Consider the following 13,783-nt stretch of genomic DNA (forward strand, 5'->3'; position numbering starts at 1 on the left):
TTAGGCGCATTAGGGCGTTTTGCCCGTAGAGGGAGGCGGCATGACCGAGACGACGAGCGGCTCCGCGCGAGGTTCCCGCTCCAAGGGAAACAAGGGCGGCAAGGGGCTGCGCATCGAGCGTGTCCACACGACCCCCGGCGTGCACCCGTACGACGAGGTCGTGTGGGAACGTCGTGACGTCGTCATGACCAACTGGCGCGACGGCTCGATCAACTTCGAGCAGCGCGGCGTGGAGTTCCCCGACTTCTGGTCGGTGAACGCGGTCAACATCGTCACCAGCAAGTACTTCCGCGGCGCCGTCGGCTCCCCGGAGCGAGAGGCCGGCCTCCGCCAGCTGATCGACCGGGTCGTCCTCACCTACCGCAAGGCCGGTGAGGATCACGGGTACTTCGCCTCCCCGGCGGACGCCGAGATCTTCGAGCACGAGCTGACCTACGCCCTGCTGCACCAGGTCTTCAGCTTCAACTCCCCGGTCTGGTTCAACGTCGGCACCAAGCAGCCGCAGCAGGTCTCCGCCTGCTTCATCCTCTCCGTCGACGACTCCATGGAGTCCATCCTCGACTGGTACAAGGAAGAGGGGATGATCTTCAAGGGCGGCTCCGGCGCCGGCCTGAACCTCTCCCGCATCCGCTCCTCCAAGGAGCTCCTCTCCTCCGGCGGCAACGCCTCCGGTCCCGTCTCCTTCATGCGCGGCGCCGACGCCTCCGCCGGAACGATCAAGTCGGGCGGCGCCACCCGCCGCGCGGCCAAGATGGTCGTCCTCGACGTTGACCACCCCGACGTCGAGGCCTTCATCGAGACCAAGGTGAAGGAGGAGGAGAAGGTCCGCGCCCTGCGCGACGCCGGCTTCGACATGGACCTGGGCGGCGAGGACATCACCTCCGTCCAGTACCAGAACGCCAACAACTCCGTCCGCGTCAACGACGAGTTCATGAAGGCCGTCGAGAACGGCACGAAGTTCGGTCTGCGTGCCCGGATGACCGGTGAGGTCATCGAGGAGATCGACGCCAAGGGTCTGTTCCGCAAGATGGCCGAGGCGGCCTGGGCCTGCGCCGACCCGGGCATCCAGTACGACGACACGATCAACCACTGGCACACCTCGCCGGAGTCGGGCCGGATCACCGCGTCCAACCCGTGCAGCGAGTACATGCATCTGGACAACTCCTCGTGCAACCTGGCCTCCCTCAACCTCATGAAGTTCCTCCGCGACGACGACCAGGGCAACCAGTCGTTCGACGCCGAGCGCTTCGCCAAGGTCGTCGAGCTGGTCATCACGGCGATGGACATCTCCATCTGCTTCGCCGACTTCCCGACCGAGAAGATCGGCGAGACCACCCGCGCCTTCCGCCAGCTGGGCATCGGCTACGCCAACCTGGGCGCCCTGCTCATGGCCACCGGCCACGCCTACGACAGCGACGGTGGCCGTGCCCTGGCCGGCGCCATCACCTCGCTGATGACGGGTACGTCCTACAAGCGCTCCGCCGAGCTGGCCGCGGTCGTCGGCCCGTACGACGGCTACGCCCGCAACGCCGACGCCCACAAGCGCGTCATGAAGCAGCACTCCGACGCCAACGCCGCCGCCAAGCGCATGGACGACCTGGACACCCCGGTCTGGGCCGCCGCGACCGAGGCCTGGCAGGACGTCCTCCGCCTCGGTGAGAAGGACGGCTTCCGCAACGCCCAGGCCTCCGTGCTGGCCCCCACCGGCACCATCGGCCTGATGATGGACTGCGACACCACGGGCGTCGAGCCGGACCTGGCCCTGGTCAAGTTCAAGAAGCTCGTCGGCGGCGGCTCCATGCAGATCGTGAACAACACGGTCCCCAAGGCGCTCAAGCGGCTCGGCTACCAGCCGGAGCAGGTCGAGGCGATCGTCGCCCACATCGCCGAGTACGGCAACGTGATCGACGCCCCGGGCCTGAAGGCCGCGCACTACGAGGTCTTCGACTGCGCCATGGGCGAGCGCGCGATCTCCGCCATGGGCCACGTGCGCATGATGGCCGCCGCGCAGCCGTTCCTCTCGGGCGCGATCTCCAAGACCGTGAACCTGCCCGAGTCGGCCACCGTCGAGGAGGTCGAGGAGGTCTACTTCGAGGGCTGGAAGATGGGCCTGAAGGCCCTCGCGATCTACCGCGACAACTGCAAGGTCGGCCAGCCGCTCTCCGCGAAGAAGAAGGAGGAGGCCAAGGCTGTCGAGGCCGCCCCGGCCCCCGCCGCGGAGAAGGTCGTCGAGTACCGCCCGGTCCGCAAGCGCCTGCCCAAGGGTCGCCCGGGCATCACCACCTCCTTCACGGTGGGCGGTGCCGAGGGCTACATGACGGCCAACTCCTACCCGGACGACGGCCTGGGCGAGGTCTTCCTGAAGATGTCCAAGCAGGGTTCGACCCTCGCGGGCATGATGGACGCCTTCTCCATCGCCGTCTCGGTCGGCCTGCAGTACGGCGTGCCGCTGGAGACCTACGTCTCGAAGTTCACCAACATGCGCTTCGAGCCGGCCGGCATGACGGACGACCCGGACGTGCGGATGGCGCAGTCGATCGTCGACTACATCTTCCGCCGCCTGGCGCTCGACTTCCTGCCCTTCGAGACCCGCTCGGCCCTGGGCATCCACTCCGCCGAGGAGCGTCAGCGTCACCTCGACACCGGTTCGTACGAGCCGGCCGACGAGGAGGTCGACGTCGAGGGTCTCGCCCAGTCGGCGCCGCGCCACGTCGAGCAGCCGGCCAAGCCGGAGCTCCCGGCCCAGCCCGCCGCCGTCGCCCCGGCGCCGAAGCAGGTCCACAACTCGACCGAGCTCGTCGAGATGCAGCTGGGCCTGAACGCCGACGCCCCGCTGTGCTTCTCCTGCGGGACGAAGATGCGCCGCGCGGGCAGCTGCTACCTGTGCGAGGGCTGCGGCTCCACCAGCGGCTGCAGCTGACGGTGAGCCCCTGTAGGGCCGGCTGACGGTGCGCCCCTGGGGGGCCGGCTGACGGTGAGCCCCTGGGGGGCGTGAACGCACCACTCGGGTGGGGTGCCGGCGATCGTGCCGGCACCCCACCCGCGCTTGTGCCGGCGTGGCTATCGGGCGTGTTCGGCGTGTTCGGCCGCCGCGATGGCCTGGCGCAGGGTTTCGCGGGCCCGGGCCAGCTCGTCGGCGCGCCGGTCGAGCTCGGCGAGCCGCTCGTGCAGCGTGTCCAGCACTCCCGGGCACGGACGCAGCGAGCCGTCCGTGAGGGCACAGGGCAGCACCCGCCGGATCAACTCTGTGGACAGTCCGGCCGCCAGCAGGGCGCGAATCTGTCCGACCGTCCGCTCGGCGGTGTCGTCGTAGTCGCGGTAGCCGTTGGCCCGACGGTCCGAGGTCAGAAGGCCGACGCGTTCGTAGTGGCGGAGCAGGCGCTCGCTCGTCCCGGTCCTCCGGGCCAACTGCCCGATCAGCATCGTTTCTCCACGGATCTTGACCTTCCAACGGTGTCAACGTTCAACGATGGGTCCCACGGCGGCATTCCGTCGCCGTCATCGGTCCTGACCAGGAGATTTCGTTGATCATTGACGCCCACAGCCATGTCCACGATCCCGTACGCGATCACATCGCCCTGCTGGACGAGGCGGGGGTCGACCGCGCCGTGCTCTTCAGTACCCGGCCCCACCCCGAGCGGGCCACCGATCTGGCCTTGTTCCGGCGCGAGATGAGCGTGCTGGGCGAGACGATCAGCGGACGCCCCGGCGGGCCGGACGCCCACCGGGACGCGTCGAGGGAACTGGAGGAGGCGGTCGCGGCGCACCCCGATCGTTTCATCGGCTTCGGGAAGGTCCTCCTGGACCGGTCGGCCGAGGAGATCGCGGCGGATGTCGAGCGGGATGTCGTCGGCCGGGGGTTCCGGGGCATCGGCGAGCTGACCCCGCCCCCGGACGGAGCCGGTCTCGTCGAGCCCGTTCTGCGGGCCGCCGCCGATCACGGTGGTCTGCCGGTCGTCGTACACGGGTTCGCGCCGACCACGGCGGGAGACCTGGCGACCCTGGCCGGACTCGCGCGCCGCCACCCGTCCGTGCCCCTGGTGATCAGCCAACTCGGCGGCCTGAACTGGCTGACGGCCATCGAGCTGGCCCGGGACACCCCGAACCTGTTCCTGGACCTGTCCACGGCCAACGTCGTCTTCGCGGTCCGGCTGGCGATCAAGGAGGTGCCCGACCGCACGATGTTCGGCTCGGACGCGCCCTACGGCGACCCGGTCCTCGCCCGCGCCACCGTGGAGCGCGTGACCGTGCCGGGCGCACTGCGCGACCGCGTCCTGGGCGGCACGCTCGCGGAACTGCTCGGCCTCTGACGCGCCACTGTGCGGCCGGCATCGGCCTCGGGTGGATCTCAGTGCCGTCGGACGACGCATCCCCGCTCATCGTCCGTCCGGCGGGTCATCGTCCGGAGTGCGGAGCGGGCGTACGGCGGATGAGGGTGGGCCCGGCGCCGTCGGCCGTGCGTGCGGACGGATCGGGGGAGCAACGAGGGGTTCCCGTGGAGGAATTGACCGAGGTGATCTCCGGGGAGCGGCATCGGGCCGCGCGGCGGCGGGGCCGCCGGGCCCGGCCGCGTGTACTCCTCGCGTACGTGACCCACGCCACTGCCGGGGCCGTACGATGGCCCGGTGCTGGTCAAGTGGATTCGCTGCACCGTGGTGGACCGCCGCGGCTTCGAACGGGGGCAGCGGAAATGGGCGGGATTGCTGGGCGAGCCCGGGTTCCGGGGGCAGGGCGGCGGCTGGAGCAGAGCACGCCCCGACGTCGTCCATCTCTTCGGCTTCTGGGAGAACAGGGGCTTCTACGACTCCTTCATGGCGCGGTCGCACGACCGGCTGGCCGCCGCCCAGGTCGGCACCTTCAAGGACATCCAGGTGAAACTCTTCGAGCACCGCTTGGATGTGAAGGTCGGATTCCAGCCGCAGTTCGGTGACGCGGACGTGGTCCGGTTCGCCCACTGCCGGATCCGCGAGGACCGTGTGGAGCACTTCACGCTCATGCAGGAGAAGGTGTGGAACCCGGCCATGGCCGGCTCGCCCGGCATGCTGCGCGGGGTGTTCGGGGAGGCGCCCGGCCAGGAGTTCCTGGTCCTGTCGATGTGGAACTCCGAGGCCGAGCACGGGAAGTACCGGGCCGACCGGGTCGAGCGGCTCGGCCTGCGGGCGCAGACCGAGGCCGATGTCGCGTCGATCACCGGTGATGTGGTGGGGATAGAGCCGTCCTGGACGGTGTGACGGGCCCGGGGCCCTCGTGCGTGGGCCGGCGGTCCGTCACGGTGTGACCGCCGGGGGCTCGGTCAGGCCAGGGCCCCGGCCCGGATCATGGCGAGGGCGGCCTCGGCGGCCCGGTCGGCGGCGCCCTCCTCCAGCGGTTCGCGGGTGATGAAGAGCCGGAGGAACAGCGGCGCGGACACGGCCCGCACGACGGCCCCCGCGTCGGTCCCGGCCGGGGCCTCACCGCGCGCGACGGCCCGCTCGACCAGCGGGGCGCAGCGCGCGAAGCGCTCGGTGTAGAAGCCGCGCAGGGCGTCCGCGGCGCGGTCGGACTGGAAGGCGGCGGCGATGAAGGCCGTGGGGGCCGCCGCGACCGCGGGGTCGGTGAAGGTCTCGGTGATCTCGCGGGCGAGGGCGCGCAGGTCCCCGTCGAGCGATCCCGTGTCCGGCGGGGTCCAGGTGTCCTCCCCGGCGAGGTCGAGGGCGTCCGCCACCAGTCCCTCGACGCCGCCCCAGCGCCGGTAGAGCGTGGTCTTGTGCACGCCGGAGTGCTCGGCGACGTAGTCGACGGTGAGTCCGGGGTAGCCGTGTTCGACCAGGCCGGCGAGGACCGCGTCGCGGACGGCGGCGCGGGTGCGGGCGGTGCGTCCGCCGGGGCGGACCGTGCCCGGGGCGCCGGAGGGCGAAGTCTCCGAAGGCAATTGCAACTCCCGTTGCGTTAGATGGGTGAACCGTGCCATACTGAGAGTAACGCAACAGTCGTTGCATTTGCTGCTCGCGGCGGTATCCGCCGCGGCCGGTTCCGTCGTGGGTCCTCGGGGGGTCGTCCATGCCTGCTCAGCTTTCGTTGCGCGATGTGTCCGTCAGCCGGGGGGACCGCCTCCTCCTCGACGGCGTGTCCCTCTCGGTCCGCCCGGGCGAACGGATCGGCGTGGTCGGGGAGAACGGCGCGGGGAAGTCCACGCTGCTCAGGCTCCTCGCCGGGCTCGAACGCCCGGCGGAGGGGGCGGTGGTGGCCTCCGCCGACGGCGGCATCGGCCATCTGGGCCAGACGCCGGCCCTTCCCGCGGACAGCACGGTCGCCCAGGTGATCGACGCGGCCCTCGCCGAGCTGCGGGCCATGGAGGCCCGGCTGCGCGAGCTGGAGGCCGGGCTCACCTCCGCGACCGCCGATGCCCTCGCCGAGTACGGTGACGTGCTCACCGCCTTCGAGGCCCGCGGCGGCTACGAGTCCGACGCCCGCGTCGACAAGGCCCTGCACGGTCTGGGCGTCGCCCACATCGGCCGCGAGCGGCGGCTCGGGACGCTGTCGGGTGGGGAACAGGCGCGGCTCGGCCTCGCCTGCCTCCTCGCGGCGGCCCCCGAGGTCATGCTCCTGGACGAGCCGACCAACCACCTCGACGCCACCGCCCTGGCCTGGCTGGAGGACTGCCTCCGGGCGCACCCCGGCACGGTCGTGGCCGTCTCCCATGACCGCGTCTTCCTGGAACGCGTCGCCACCGCCGTGATCGAGGTCGACGCCGACCGGCGGACGCTCGTCCGCTACGGCGGTGGCTACGCCGGGTACGTGGCGGAGCGCGCCGCGGCCCGCGCCCGGTGGGAGCAGGCCTACGAGCACTGGCGCGCGGAGACCGAGGCGCTCGCCCGGGCGGCCGAGACCACCGCCCGCGCGGTCGCCGCCGACCGGACGATGAAGGACGGCAACAAGATGGCGTACGACCGGGACCGGGGGCGTGTGCAGGCCTCCGTCTCCAGCCGGGTGCGCAACGCCCGCGAACGCCTCCGACGCCTCCACGAGGCGCCGGTGCCCCGCCCGCCGGCGCCCCTGCGGTTCGCCGCCCTGCCCGAGGCGGGCGCCACCGAGGGGGCCCTGGTCACGCTGGAGGGCGTGCGCGTCGGCGAGCGGCTCGCGGTCGACGCCCTGACCGTCCGTGCCGGCGAGCGCCTCCTCGTCGAGGGGCCCAATGGCGCGGGGAAGACCACCCTGCTCCGGCTGATGGCCGGGGTCGCCCGGCCCGACGCCGGCACGGTCCACCGCGCGGGACGCGTCGGATACCTCCCCCAGGAGGTTCCCGTCGAGCGGCCGGACGAGCGGCTGGCCGACGCCTTCCGGCGCGGTCTGCCGGGCGACGCCGACGAGCAGCGCGACCTCCTGCTCTCGTACGGCCTCTTCCGGGAGCGCGACCTGCACGTGCCCGTCGGTTCCCTGTCGGCCGGGCAGCGTCGCCGTCTGGGGCTGGCCCGGCTGCTCGCCCGTCCGGCGGATCTGCTGCTGCTCGACGAGCCCGCCAACCACCTCGCCCTCGGCCTGGTCGAGGAGCTGGAGCAGGCCCTGGCCGCCTGGCCGGGCGCGCTGGTGGTCGTCTCCCACGACAGGGCGCTGAGCAGGCGGTTCGGCGGCGGCCGGTGCGAGATCCGGGACGGCCGCGCGTTGCTCGCGCCCGCGGGGCGGGGGGCGTGAGGCGGCCCCGGGCCGGGCGAACTAGGGTGTCGGCATGGCACGGCCCCGGCGCATCGTCCTCCTCCGGCACGGCGAGTCGGAGGGCAACGTCGACGACACGGTCTACGAACGCGAGCCGGACCACGCCCTGAGCCTGACCGCGGCCGGCCGGCAGCAGGCGGAGAAGGCGGGGGTCGGGCTGCGGGAGCTCTTCGGCGACGAGGAGGTCTCCGTCTACGTCTCGCCCTACCGGCGCGCCCACGAGACCCTCCAGGCCCTGGGGCTCGACCGGCGCCGCATCCGGGTCCGGGAGGAGCCGCGGCTGCGCGAACAGGACTGGGGGAACTGGCAGGACCGCGACGACGTCCGCCGCCAGAAGGCCTACCGGGACGCGTACGGGCACTTCTTCTACCGCTTCGCGCAGGGCGAGTCGGGTGCCGACGTGTACGACCGGGTGGGCGCTTTCCTGGAGAGCCTGTGGCGCAGCTTCGAGGACCCGGGCCACCCGCCGAACGTCCTGCTGGTCACCCACGGCCTCACCATGCGGCTGTTCTGCATGCGGTGGCTGCACTGGACCGTCGCCGAGTTCGAGTCGCTGTCGAACCCCGGGAACGCCGAGACGCGGATGCTGCTGCTCGGCCCGGACGGCCGCTATCACCTGGACCGCCCGTTCGAGCGCTGGTGCACCCCTGAATCGTACGGCTTCACCGGTTAGAGTTCGCTGCGATGACCGCTGACCGATTCCACCGAGCCCTGGCGAGTCTGCGAGGGCTGGCCGTGGGTGACGCCCTCGGATCCCAGTTCTTCGTCCCCGCCAACTATCCGTCCCTCCAGCGCCGCGTGCTGCCGCCCGCCCCGTGGCAGTGGACCGACGACACCGAGATGGCCTGCTCCGTGCTGGCCGTCCTCGCCGAGCACGGCCGCATCGACCAGGACGCCCTCGCGCGCTCCTTCGCCGAGCGCCACGACTTCGACCGCGGCTACGGTCCGGCGGTCAACCGCATGCTGCGCCTGATCCGGGAGGGCGGGGACTGGCGGGAGCTGGCCGCCGGGCTGTTCAAGGGGCAGGGGTCCTGGGGCAACGGCGCCGCCATGCGCATCGCCCCCCTGGGCGCCTGGTACGCCGACGACCCGGAGCAGGCCACGCACCAGGCCGAGATCTCGGCCTACACCACCCACCAGCACCGCGAGGCCGTCGCCGGGGCCATGGCGGTGGCCGCGGCGGCGGCCGTCGCCGGCGACCCCTCCCGGGCGGCCGCCCCGGGGGAGCTCCTCGACGGCGTGATCGCGCTGGTGCCGCGCAGCGCCGTCCAGGCCGGGCTGCGCCGCGCCCGCGACATGCTCGACTACGCGGACGTCACCACCGTGGCCGCGGTGCTCGGCTGCGGGCGCCGTACCAGCGCCCATGACACCGTGCCCTTCGCGCTGTGGGCGGCGGCCCGCCATCTCGACTCGTTCGAGGCGGCGTTCTGGACGACGGCCCGGGCCGGCGGCGACGTGGACACCACCTCCGCCATCGCGTGCGGTGTGGTCGCCGCGGCGGAACGAGGCGCTCCGCCACAGGCCTGGCTCCGGGACACCGAGGAGCTCCCGGCCTGGCTTCCGGCCGCCCCGCGCTGACCGAAGGCCGTCCCACCGGAAATAGGGGTGGGGGCGGGGCGGGACAGCACGGCGCCGGGGGCGTAACCTTACTGGCGCCATGCCCTACCAACCGCCTACCCACAGCGTCGAGCGCTCGCTCCGAGCGACGACCGGAGCAAAGATCGTCGCCGGTGTGGACGAGGTCGGCCGAGGGGCCTGGGCCGGTCCGGTCACCGTGTGCGCCGCCGTCACCGGACTGCGCCGCCCGCCGGAGGGTCTCACCGACTCCAAGCTGCTCACCCTCAAGCGCCGCACCGTGCTCGCGGTGCGGCTGGAGAGCTGGGTCACCGCCTACGCCCTCGGCGAAGCGTCGCCGCGGGAGATCGACGACCTGGGCATGACGGCCGCGCTGCGGCTGGCCGCGACCCGCGCCCTGGACGGCCTGCCCGTCCGGCCCGACGCGGTGATCCTCGACGGCAAGCACGACTACCTCGGGGACCCGTGGCGGGTCCGCACGGTGATCAAGGGCGACCAGTCCTGCGTGGCGGTCGCGGCCGCCTCCGTGATAGCCAAGGTCCGGCGCGACGCCCAGATGGCCGAACTGGGTGCGGTCCACGCCGACTTCGGCTTCGGGGACAACGCCGGCTATCCCTCGCCGGTGCACCGCGCCGCCCTGGCGGAGCTGGGCCCCACCCCGCACCACCGGCTGTCCTGGGCCTACTTGGACGCGCTGCCGAAGTGGCAGCATCTGAAGAGGGTCCGCATCACCCCTGACAACATGGCTTTGGAGGCCGGTGGCCAGCTCGGCTTCGACTTCTGAGTGGCCCGAAACGCCACCCGCCGACGCGACTCGCACCGGCGTTTGATAAATATCGACTCATGCCTCTCTTCCCCGAGGAGCCTCAGATTCACGAGAGTGTCCCGGGTCCCCGCGCAGTTCCGGCCCCCGGCCGTACCGCGCCGACCCCCCGCCCTGTTCCTGGTCCCCGCCCGGCCCCCCGGTCCGACGCCGGCTCGCCCCGCGGCCCGGTCCCGGCCCCGCCCCGGCGTGCCCCGCGCGAGGCCGCGGCGGACGCCCCGGCGCCCGGCGCGCAGATCCAGCTGATACCCGCGTCCGTCGAGGGTGCCCTGGACGCTGCCGACGAGGCCGTCGACCTGCTGCTGGACGCCGGCCGGGCGCCCGGCGAGGTCCTCGTGCTCACCACCGGCGACCCCCACCCCTGGGCGGCCCACGAGCTGTCCTTCGGTGAGGCGTCCTACTGGGCCCAGCACGACGCCGGTGACGACGTCTTCTACGCGGCCGCCGACGCCGAGCGGGCCCGCCCGCGCCCCGTCGTGGTCGTGGTCGTCAACGGCGGCACGGACGCCGAGGTCGCCCGGGCGCTGCCCTCGGCCATGTCCCGTGCCGGAGCGCTGCTGATCGTCTGCGGCGACCCGAAGCGGGTCAACACCCTCCTGGCCGCGGGCGTCTGACGAGTGGTCCCGGTGGCCGGCCGCCCCGCAGGGGGCCGTTCGGCCGCCGTGTCCCGTTCCCTCACCGCGCGGACGCGCGGCGGTGCGCCTCGGTGAACCCGCCGCCGGATCCGGTCCGCGGGGCCGGCAGGGCGGGCGAGCACGGCTGACGGCCGCTGCGGCCCTCGCCGAGGATCCGCCATCCGGCCGCGGTGAGGGTGATGTACGCGCCGCAGCGCAGCCCGTGGAGGGTGCAGGCGTCGCGCAGCCCCCACATCCACGCGCCGTCCTCCTCGGTCCAACGCGGCCCGCCCTCGCGGCAGTAGAGCAGGACGGCCGTCCGGACCGGGGTGCGTCTGCGCAGGTCGTGCGGGATCACCCGGCGGAGCTGGGAGAGGAGATCGTTGCGCAGCTCCCACCCGTCGACGGGACCCGTCCCGCGTGTGAAGGAGGCGCTGGCCGCGAGCCGTTCGTCCGGATGGAGGACGGCGACCACGGCCGTCGACGGCGTCGGCCGGTGACGGTCGTGCAGCCCGGTGACGACCTCGCGGGGATTGCGCAGCAGCGGAACGCCGCACGCGGCCCATTCGGCGGGTTCGAGCAGCCTGCCCAGACGGGAACCGGAATCGGCGGACAGCGGTGGGGCGAAGCCGAGGGCCATGGTTCTCCCTTCGTCTGTACGCGCCCACGGTCCGGGGCGGGAGGTCAGGCGAGGCGCATGCCGCGAGGCGGTCCCGGCGGGCGGGACACGGGCGCGAGCGGGGAGCCGCTTCGATTCTCCGGCGCCACCGGCCGTGCGGCAACGATCAATTGGCGCCAGTGACCGGTATCCGACGGTCCGCCGTCCACATTCCGCCCCGCGGCGGCGGCCCCGCCTCCCTCAGCCCTGGACGGCCAGGACCAGCGGGAAGACCTCCCGGGCGCCGTTGCGCCGCAACATGCGGGCGGCCACCGCGAGCGTCCAGCCCGTATCGGTCATGTCGTCCACGAGCAGCACCGGCCCGTCCGCCTCCGCCAGCGCCCGCGCGAGGGACGGAGGGACGGTGAGGGCCCCGTCCAACGCCCGGAGGCGCTGCGCGCTGTTGGTGCGCGGAATCCGGGTGTCCGCCTCCTCGTCCCCGTATTCGACCGTGCCCAGCAGCGGCATGCGGCCGATCGTGGCGATGCGCTCGCCGAGGGACCGGATCAGCCGCGGCCGGGTGCGCGAGGCGACGGTGACGACGCCCACCGGGCGCGCGGGCGCGTCGGGAGCCCCCGACGCCCAACCGCCGGAGCCGCGCGCCCAGTCGGCCAGCACGGTCACCACGGCGTTCGCGACATCGTCCGGAATCTCCGAATCCGGCGTGGTCGGCGCCAGGAGCGGCCGCAGCCGGTTGCCCCAGCCGATGTCCGACAGCCGCCCCAGCGCCCGGCCGGGAGCGGCCTGCTCGCCGGCGGGGATGCGGCCCTTGAGGTCCACACCGACCGCGGGCATGCCCGTCGGCCACATCCGCCGCGGCTCCACCTCCACCCCCGGACGACCCAGTTCGCCGCGCGAGGCGTCCAGGGAGCCGTCGGAGACCTCCGCGGTGAAGCGGCCCCCCGCGCAGTTGTCGCACCGCCCGCAGGGAGCCGCCTCCTCGTCGTCCAGCTGCCGCCGCAGGAACTCCATGCGGCAATCCGTGGTCGTGGCGTACTCGCGCATCGCCTGCTGCTCGGCCTCCCGCTGCCGCGCGACCCAGGCGTACCGCTCCGCGTCGTAGGCCCAGGGCGCGCCCGTCGCCGTCCAGCCGCCGCGCACCCGGTGCACGGCGCCGTCCACGTCGAGGACCTTGAGCATGGTCTCCAGGCGCGAGCGGCGCAGCTCCACCTGCGGTTCCAGGGCGGGCAGGGAGAGCGGCCGGTCGGCCGCGGCCAGCACGTCCAGGGTGCGGCGGACCTGCTCCTCCGGCGGGAAGGCCAGCGAGGCGAAGTACTTCCAGATCGCCTCGTCCTCGCGGCCCGGCAGCAGCAGCACCTCGGCGTGCCGCACCCCGCGGCCCGCGCGGCCCACCTGCTGGTAGTAGGCGATGGGGGAGGAGGGCGAGCCGAGGTGGACCACGAAGCCGAGGTCGGGCTTGTCGAAGCCCATGCCCAGGGCGGACGTCGCGACGAGCGCCTTGACCCGGTTCGCGAGCAGGTCCTCCTCGGCCTGCTGCCGGTCGGCGTTCTCCGTCTTGCCGGTGTAGGAGGCGACGACGTGCCCCCGGCGGCGCAGGAACTGGGTCACCTCCTCGGCGGCGGCGACGGTGAGGGTGTAGACGATGCCGGAGCCGGGCAGCTCGTCGAGGTGGTCGGCGAGCCAGGCCAGCCGGTGGGCGGCGTCGGGCAGGCTCAGCACGCTCAGGCTGAGGCTCTCGCGGTCCAGGGGCCCGCGCAGGACGAGCGCCTCCTCCGTCCCCTCGCCCGTCCCCAGCTGCTCGGCGACATCGGCGGTGACGCGCGCGTTGGCCGTGGCGGTCGTGGCGAGCACGGGCACCCCGGGCGGCAGATCCGCGAGCATGGTGCGCAGCCGGCGGTAGTCGGGCCGGAAGTCATGGCCCCAGTCGGAGATGCAGTGCGCCTCGTCGACGACCAGGAGACCGGTGGCGGCGGCCAGCTTGGGCAGCACCTGATCGCGGAAGTCGGGGTTGTTCAGGCGCTCCGGCGACACGAGGAGCACATCGACCTCGCCCGCGGCCACCTCCGCCTGGACCGTGTCCCACTCCTCGGTGTTGGAGGAATTGATCGTGCGCGCGTGGATGCCGGCCCGCGCGGCCGCCTCCACCTGGTTGCGCATCAGCGCCAGGAGCGGGGAGACGATCACCGTCGGGCCGCTCCCGCGCTCGCGCAGCAGCGCGGTGGCCACGAAGTAGACCGCGGACTTGCCCCAGCCGGTGCGCTGCACGACCAGCGCCCGCCGGCGCTCGGCGACGAGGGCCTCGATCGCGCGCCACTGGTCCTCGCGCAGGGTCGCCGTGCCGGTGGTGTCGCCCACGAGACGGGCGAGGACGTGGTCGGCCGAGGTACGGAGGGCTTCGTTGGTCATGCCCCCATGCAACACGAGCCCACCGACAAAGCGCGAATGGGCCGCCGTGACCTG

Annotated in this window: 12 protein-coding genes; 8 read left to right on the forward strand and 4 right to left on the reverse strand. The window is 73.0% G+C overall.

Features of this window, described 5'->3' with window-relative positions:
* The first annotated feature begins 40 nt into the window (after positions 1–40).
* The gene (locus tag AC07BS_RS11355) at positions 41–2,920 is read left to right on the forward strand and encodes a vitamin B12-dependent ribonucleotide reductase (protein ID WP_478640986.1); all 2,880 of its coding nucleotides are present in this window, start codon (positions 41–43) and stop codon (positions 2,918–2,920) included.
* A 140-nt stretch (positions 2,921–3,060) separates the two neighbouring features.
* Here AC07BS_RS11355 and AC07BS_RS11360 read toward each other — a convergent pair whose 3' ends face one another.
* Positions 3,061–3,423, reverse strand: a complete 363-nt coding sequence (locus tag AC07BS_RS11360; RefSeq protein WP_478931537.1) for a MerR family transcriptional regulator — start codon at positions 3,421–3,423, stop codon at positions 3,061–3,063.
* A 101-nt stretch (positions 3,424–3,524) separates the two neighbouring features.
* On the opposite strand from AC07BS_RS11360, the gene AC07BS_RS11365 reads away from it, so the two are divergent.
* Together AC07BS_RS11365 and AC07BS_RS11370 are read left to right on the forward strand one after the other, a co-directional pair.
* Positions 3,525–4,310, forward strand: a complete 786-nt coding sequence (locus tag AC07BS_RS11365) for an amidohydrolase family protein (protein WP_478931539.1) — start codon at positions 3,525–3,527, stop codon at positions 4,308–4,310.
* Between the two features lie 315 nt (positions 4,311–4,625).
* Positions 4,626–5,231 (forward strand): YdbC family protein, encoded by a 606-nt coding sequence (locus tag AC07BS_RS11370; RefSeq protein WP_478931541.1) that lies wholly within the window; start codon positions 4,626–4,628, stop codon positions 5,229–5,231.
* Between the two features lie 62 nt (positions 5,232–5,293).
* Here the strand turns inward: AC07BS_RS11370 and AC07BS_RS11375 are convergent, their stop codons facing one another.
* Positions 5,294–5,950, reverse strand: coding sequence for a TetR/AcrR family transcriptional regulator (locus AC07BS_RS11375; RefSeq protein ID WP_478931543.1), 657 nt, complete (start codon positions 5,948–5,950; stop codon positions 5,294–5,296).
* An 89-nt stretch (positions 5,951–6,039) separates the two neighbouring features.
* Here AC07BS_RS11375 and abc-f point away from each other — a divergent pair, with 89 nt between their 5' ends.
* The 5 genes from abc-f to AC07BS_RS11400 all read left to right on the forward strand — a co-directional run bounded on the left by abc-f (position 6,040) and on the right by AC07BS_RS11400 (position 10,704).
* Positions 6,040–7,671 carry a ribosomal protection-like ABC-F family protein gene (gene abc-f, locus AC07BS_RS11380; RefSeq protein ID WP_478931545.1) on the forward strand — a complete coding sequence of 544 codons (1,632 nt, stop codon included), beginning with the start codon at positions 6,040–6,042 and terminating at the stop codon, positions 7,669–7,671.
* Between the two features lie 34 nt (positions 7,672–7,705).
* Positions 7,706–8,365 (forward strand): histidine phosphatase family protein, encoded by a 660-nt coding sequence (locus AC07BS_RS11385; protein WP_478640973.1) that lies wholly within the window; start codon positions 7,706–7,708, stop codon positions 8,363–8,365.
* An 11-nt stretch (positions 8,366–8,376) separates the two neighbouring features.
* The gene (locus AC07BS_RS11390) at positions 8,377–9,270 is read left to right on the forward strand and encodes an ADP-ribosylglycohydrolase family protein (protein ID WP_478640971.1); all 894 of its coding nucleotides are present in this window, start codon (positions 8,377–8,379) and stop codon (positions 9,268–9,270) included.
* A 79-nt stretch (positions 9,271–9,349) separates the two neighbouring features.
* Positions 9,350–10,051 carry a ribonuclease HII gene (locus AC07BS_RS11395; protein WP_478640969.1) on the forward strand — a complete coding sequence of 234 codons (702 nt, stop codon included), beginning with the start codon at positions 9,350–9,352 and terminating at the stop codon, positions 10,049–10,051.
* 59 nt (positions 10,052–10,110) lie between these two features.
* The gene (locus AC07BS_RS11400; protein WP_478931548.1) at positions 10,111–10,704 is read left to right on the forward strand and encodes a hypothetical protein; all 594 of its coding nucleotides are present in this window, start codon (positions 10,111–10,113) and stop codon (positions 10,702–10,704) included.
* A 61-nt stretch (positions 10,705–10,765) separates the two neighbouring features.
* On the opposite strand, the gene AC07BS_RS11405 is transcribed toward AC07BS_RS11400, so the two are convergent.
* Both AC07BS_RS11405 and AC07BS_RS11410 read right to left on the reverse strand, forming a co-directional pair.
* A complete protein-coding gene (locus AC07BS_RS11405) occupies positions 10,766–11,344 on the reverse strand; it encodes a hypothetical protein (protein WP_478931550.1) in 579 nt (192 codons plus the stop codon).
* A 219-nt stretch (positions 11,345–11,563) separates the two neighbouring features.
* Positions 11,564–13,729 carry a RecQ family ATP-dependent DNA helicase gene (locus tag AC07BS_RS11410; protein ID WP_478931552.1) on the reverse strand — a complete coding sequence of 722 codons (2,166 nt, stop codon included), beginning with the start codon at positions 13,727–13,729 and terminating at the stop codon, positions 11,564–11,566.
* Between the last annotated feature and the right edge of the window lie 54 nt (positions 13,730–13,783).

The sequence above is a fragment of the Streptomyces sp. NPDC044063 genome (genome assembly GCF_056434285.1).

Bases quoted from the DNA above. Each gene is read 5' to 3' on its own strand.
- AC07BS_RS11355 (WP_478640986.1), top strand. From the start codon at position 41: ATGACCGAGACGACGAGCGGCTCCGCGCGAGGTTCCCGCTCCAAGGGA.
- AC07BS_RS11360 (WP_478931537.1), bottom strand. From the start codon at position 3,423: ATGCTGATCGGGCAGTTGGCCCGGAGGACCGGGACGAGCGAGCGCCTG.
- AC07BS_RS11375 (WP_478931543.1), bottom strand. From the start codon at position 5,950: ATGGCACGGTTCACCCATCTAACGCAACGGGAGTTGCAATTGCCTTCG.
- abc-f (WP_478931545.1), top strand. From the start codon at position 6,040: ATGCCTGCTCAGCTTTCGTTGCGCGATGTGTCCGTCAGCCGGGGGGAC.
- AC07BS_RS11385 (WP_478640973.1), top strand. From the start codon at position 7,706: ATGGCACGGCCCCGGCGCATCGTCCTCCTCCGGCACGGCGAGTCGGAG.
- AC07BS_RS11390 (WP_478640971.1), top strand. From the start codon at position 8,377: ATGACCGCTGACCGATTCCACCGAGCCCTGGCGAGTCTGCGAGGGCTG.
- AC07BS_RS11395 (WP_478640969.1), top strand. From the start codon at position 9,350: ATGCCCTACCAACCGCCTACCCACAGCGTCGAGCGCTCGCTCCGAGCG.
- AC07BS_RS11400 (WP_478931548.1), top strand. From the start codon at position 10,111: ATGCCTCTCTTCCCCGAGGAGCCTCAGATTCACGAGAGTGTCCCGGGT.
- AC07BS_RS11405 (WP_478931550.1), bottom strand. From the start codon at position 11,344: ATGGCCCTCGGCTTCGCCCCACCGCTGTCCGCCGATTCCGGTTCCCGT.
- AC07BS_RS11410 (WP_478931552.1), bottom strand. From the start codon at position 13,729: ATGACCAACGAAGCCCTCCGTACCTCGGCCGACCACGTCCTCGCCCGT.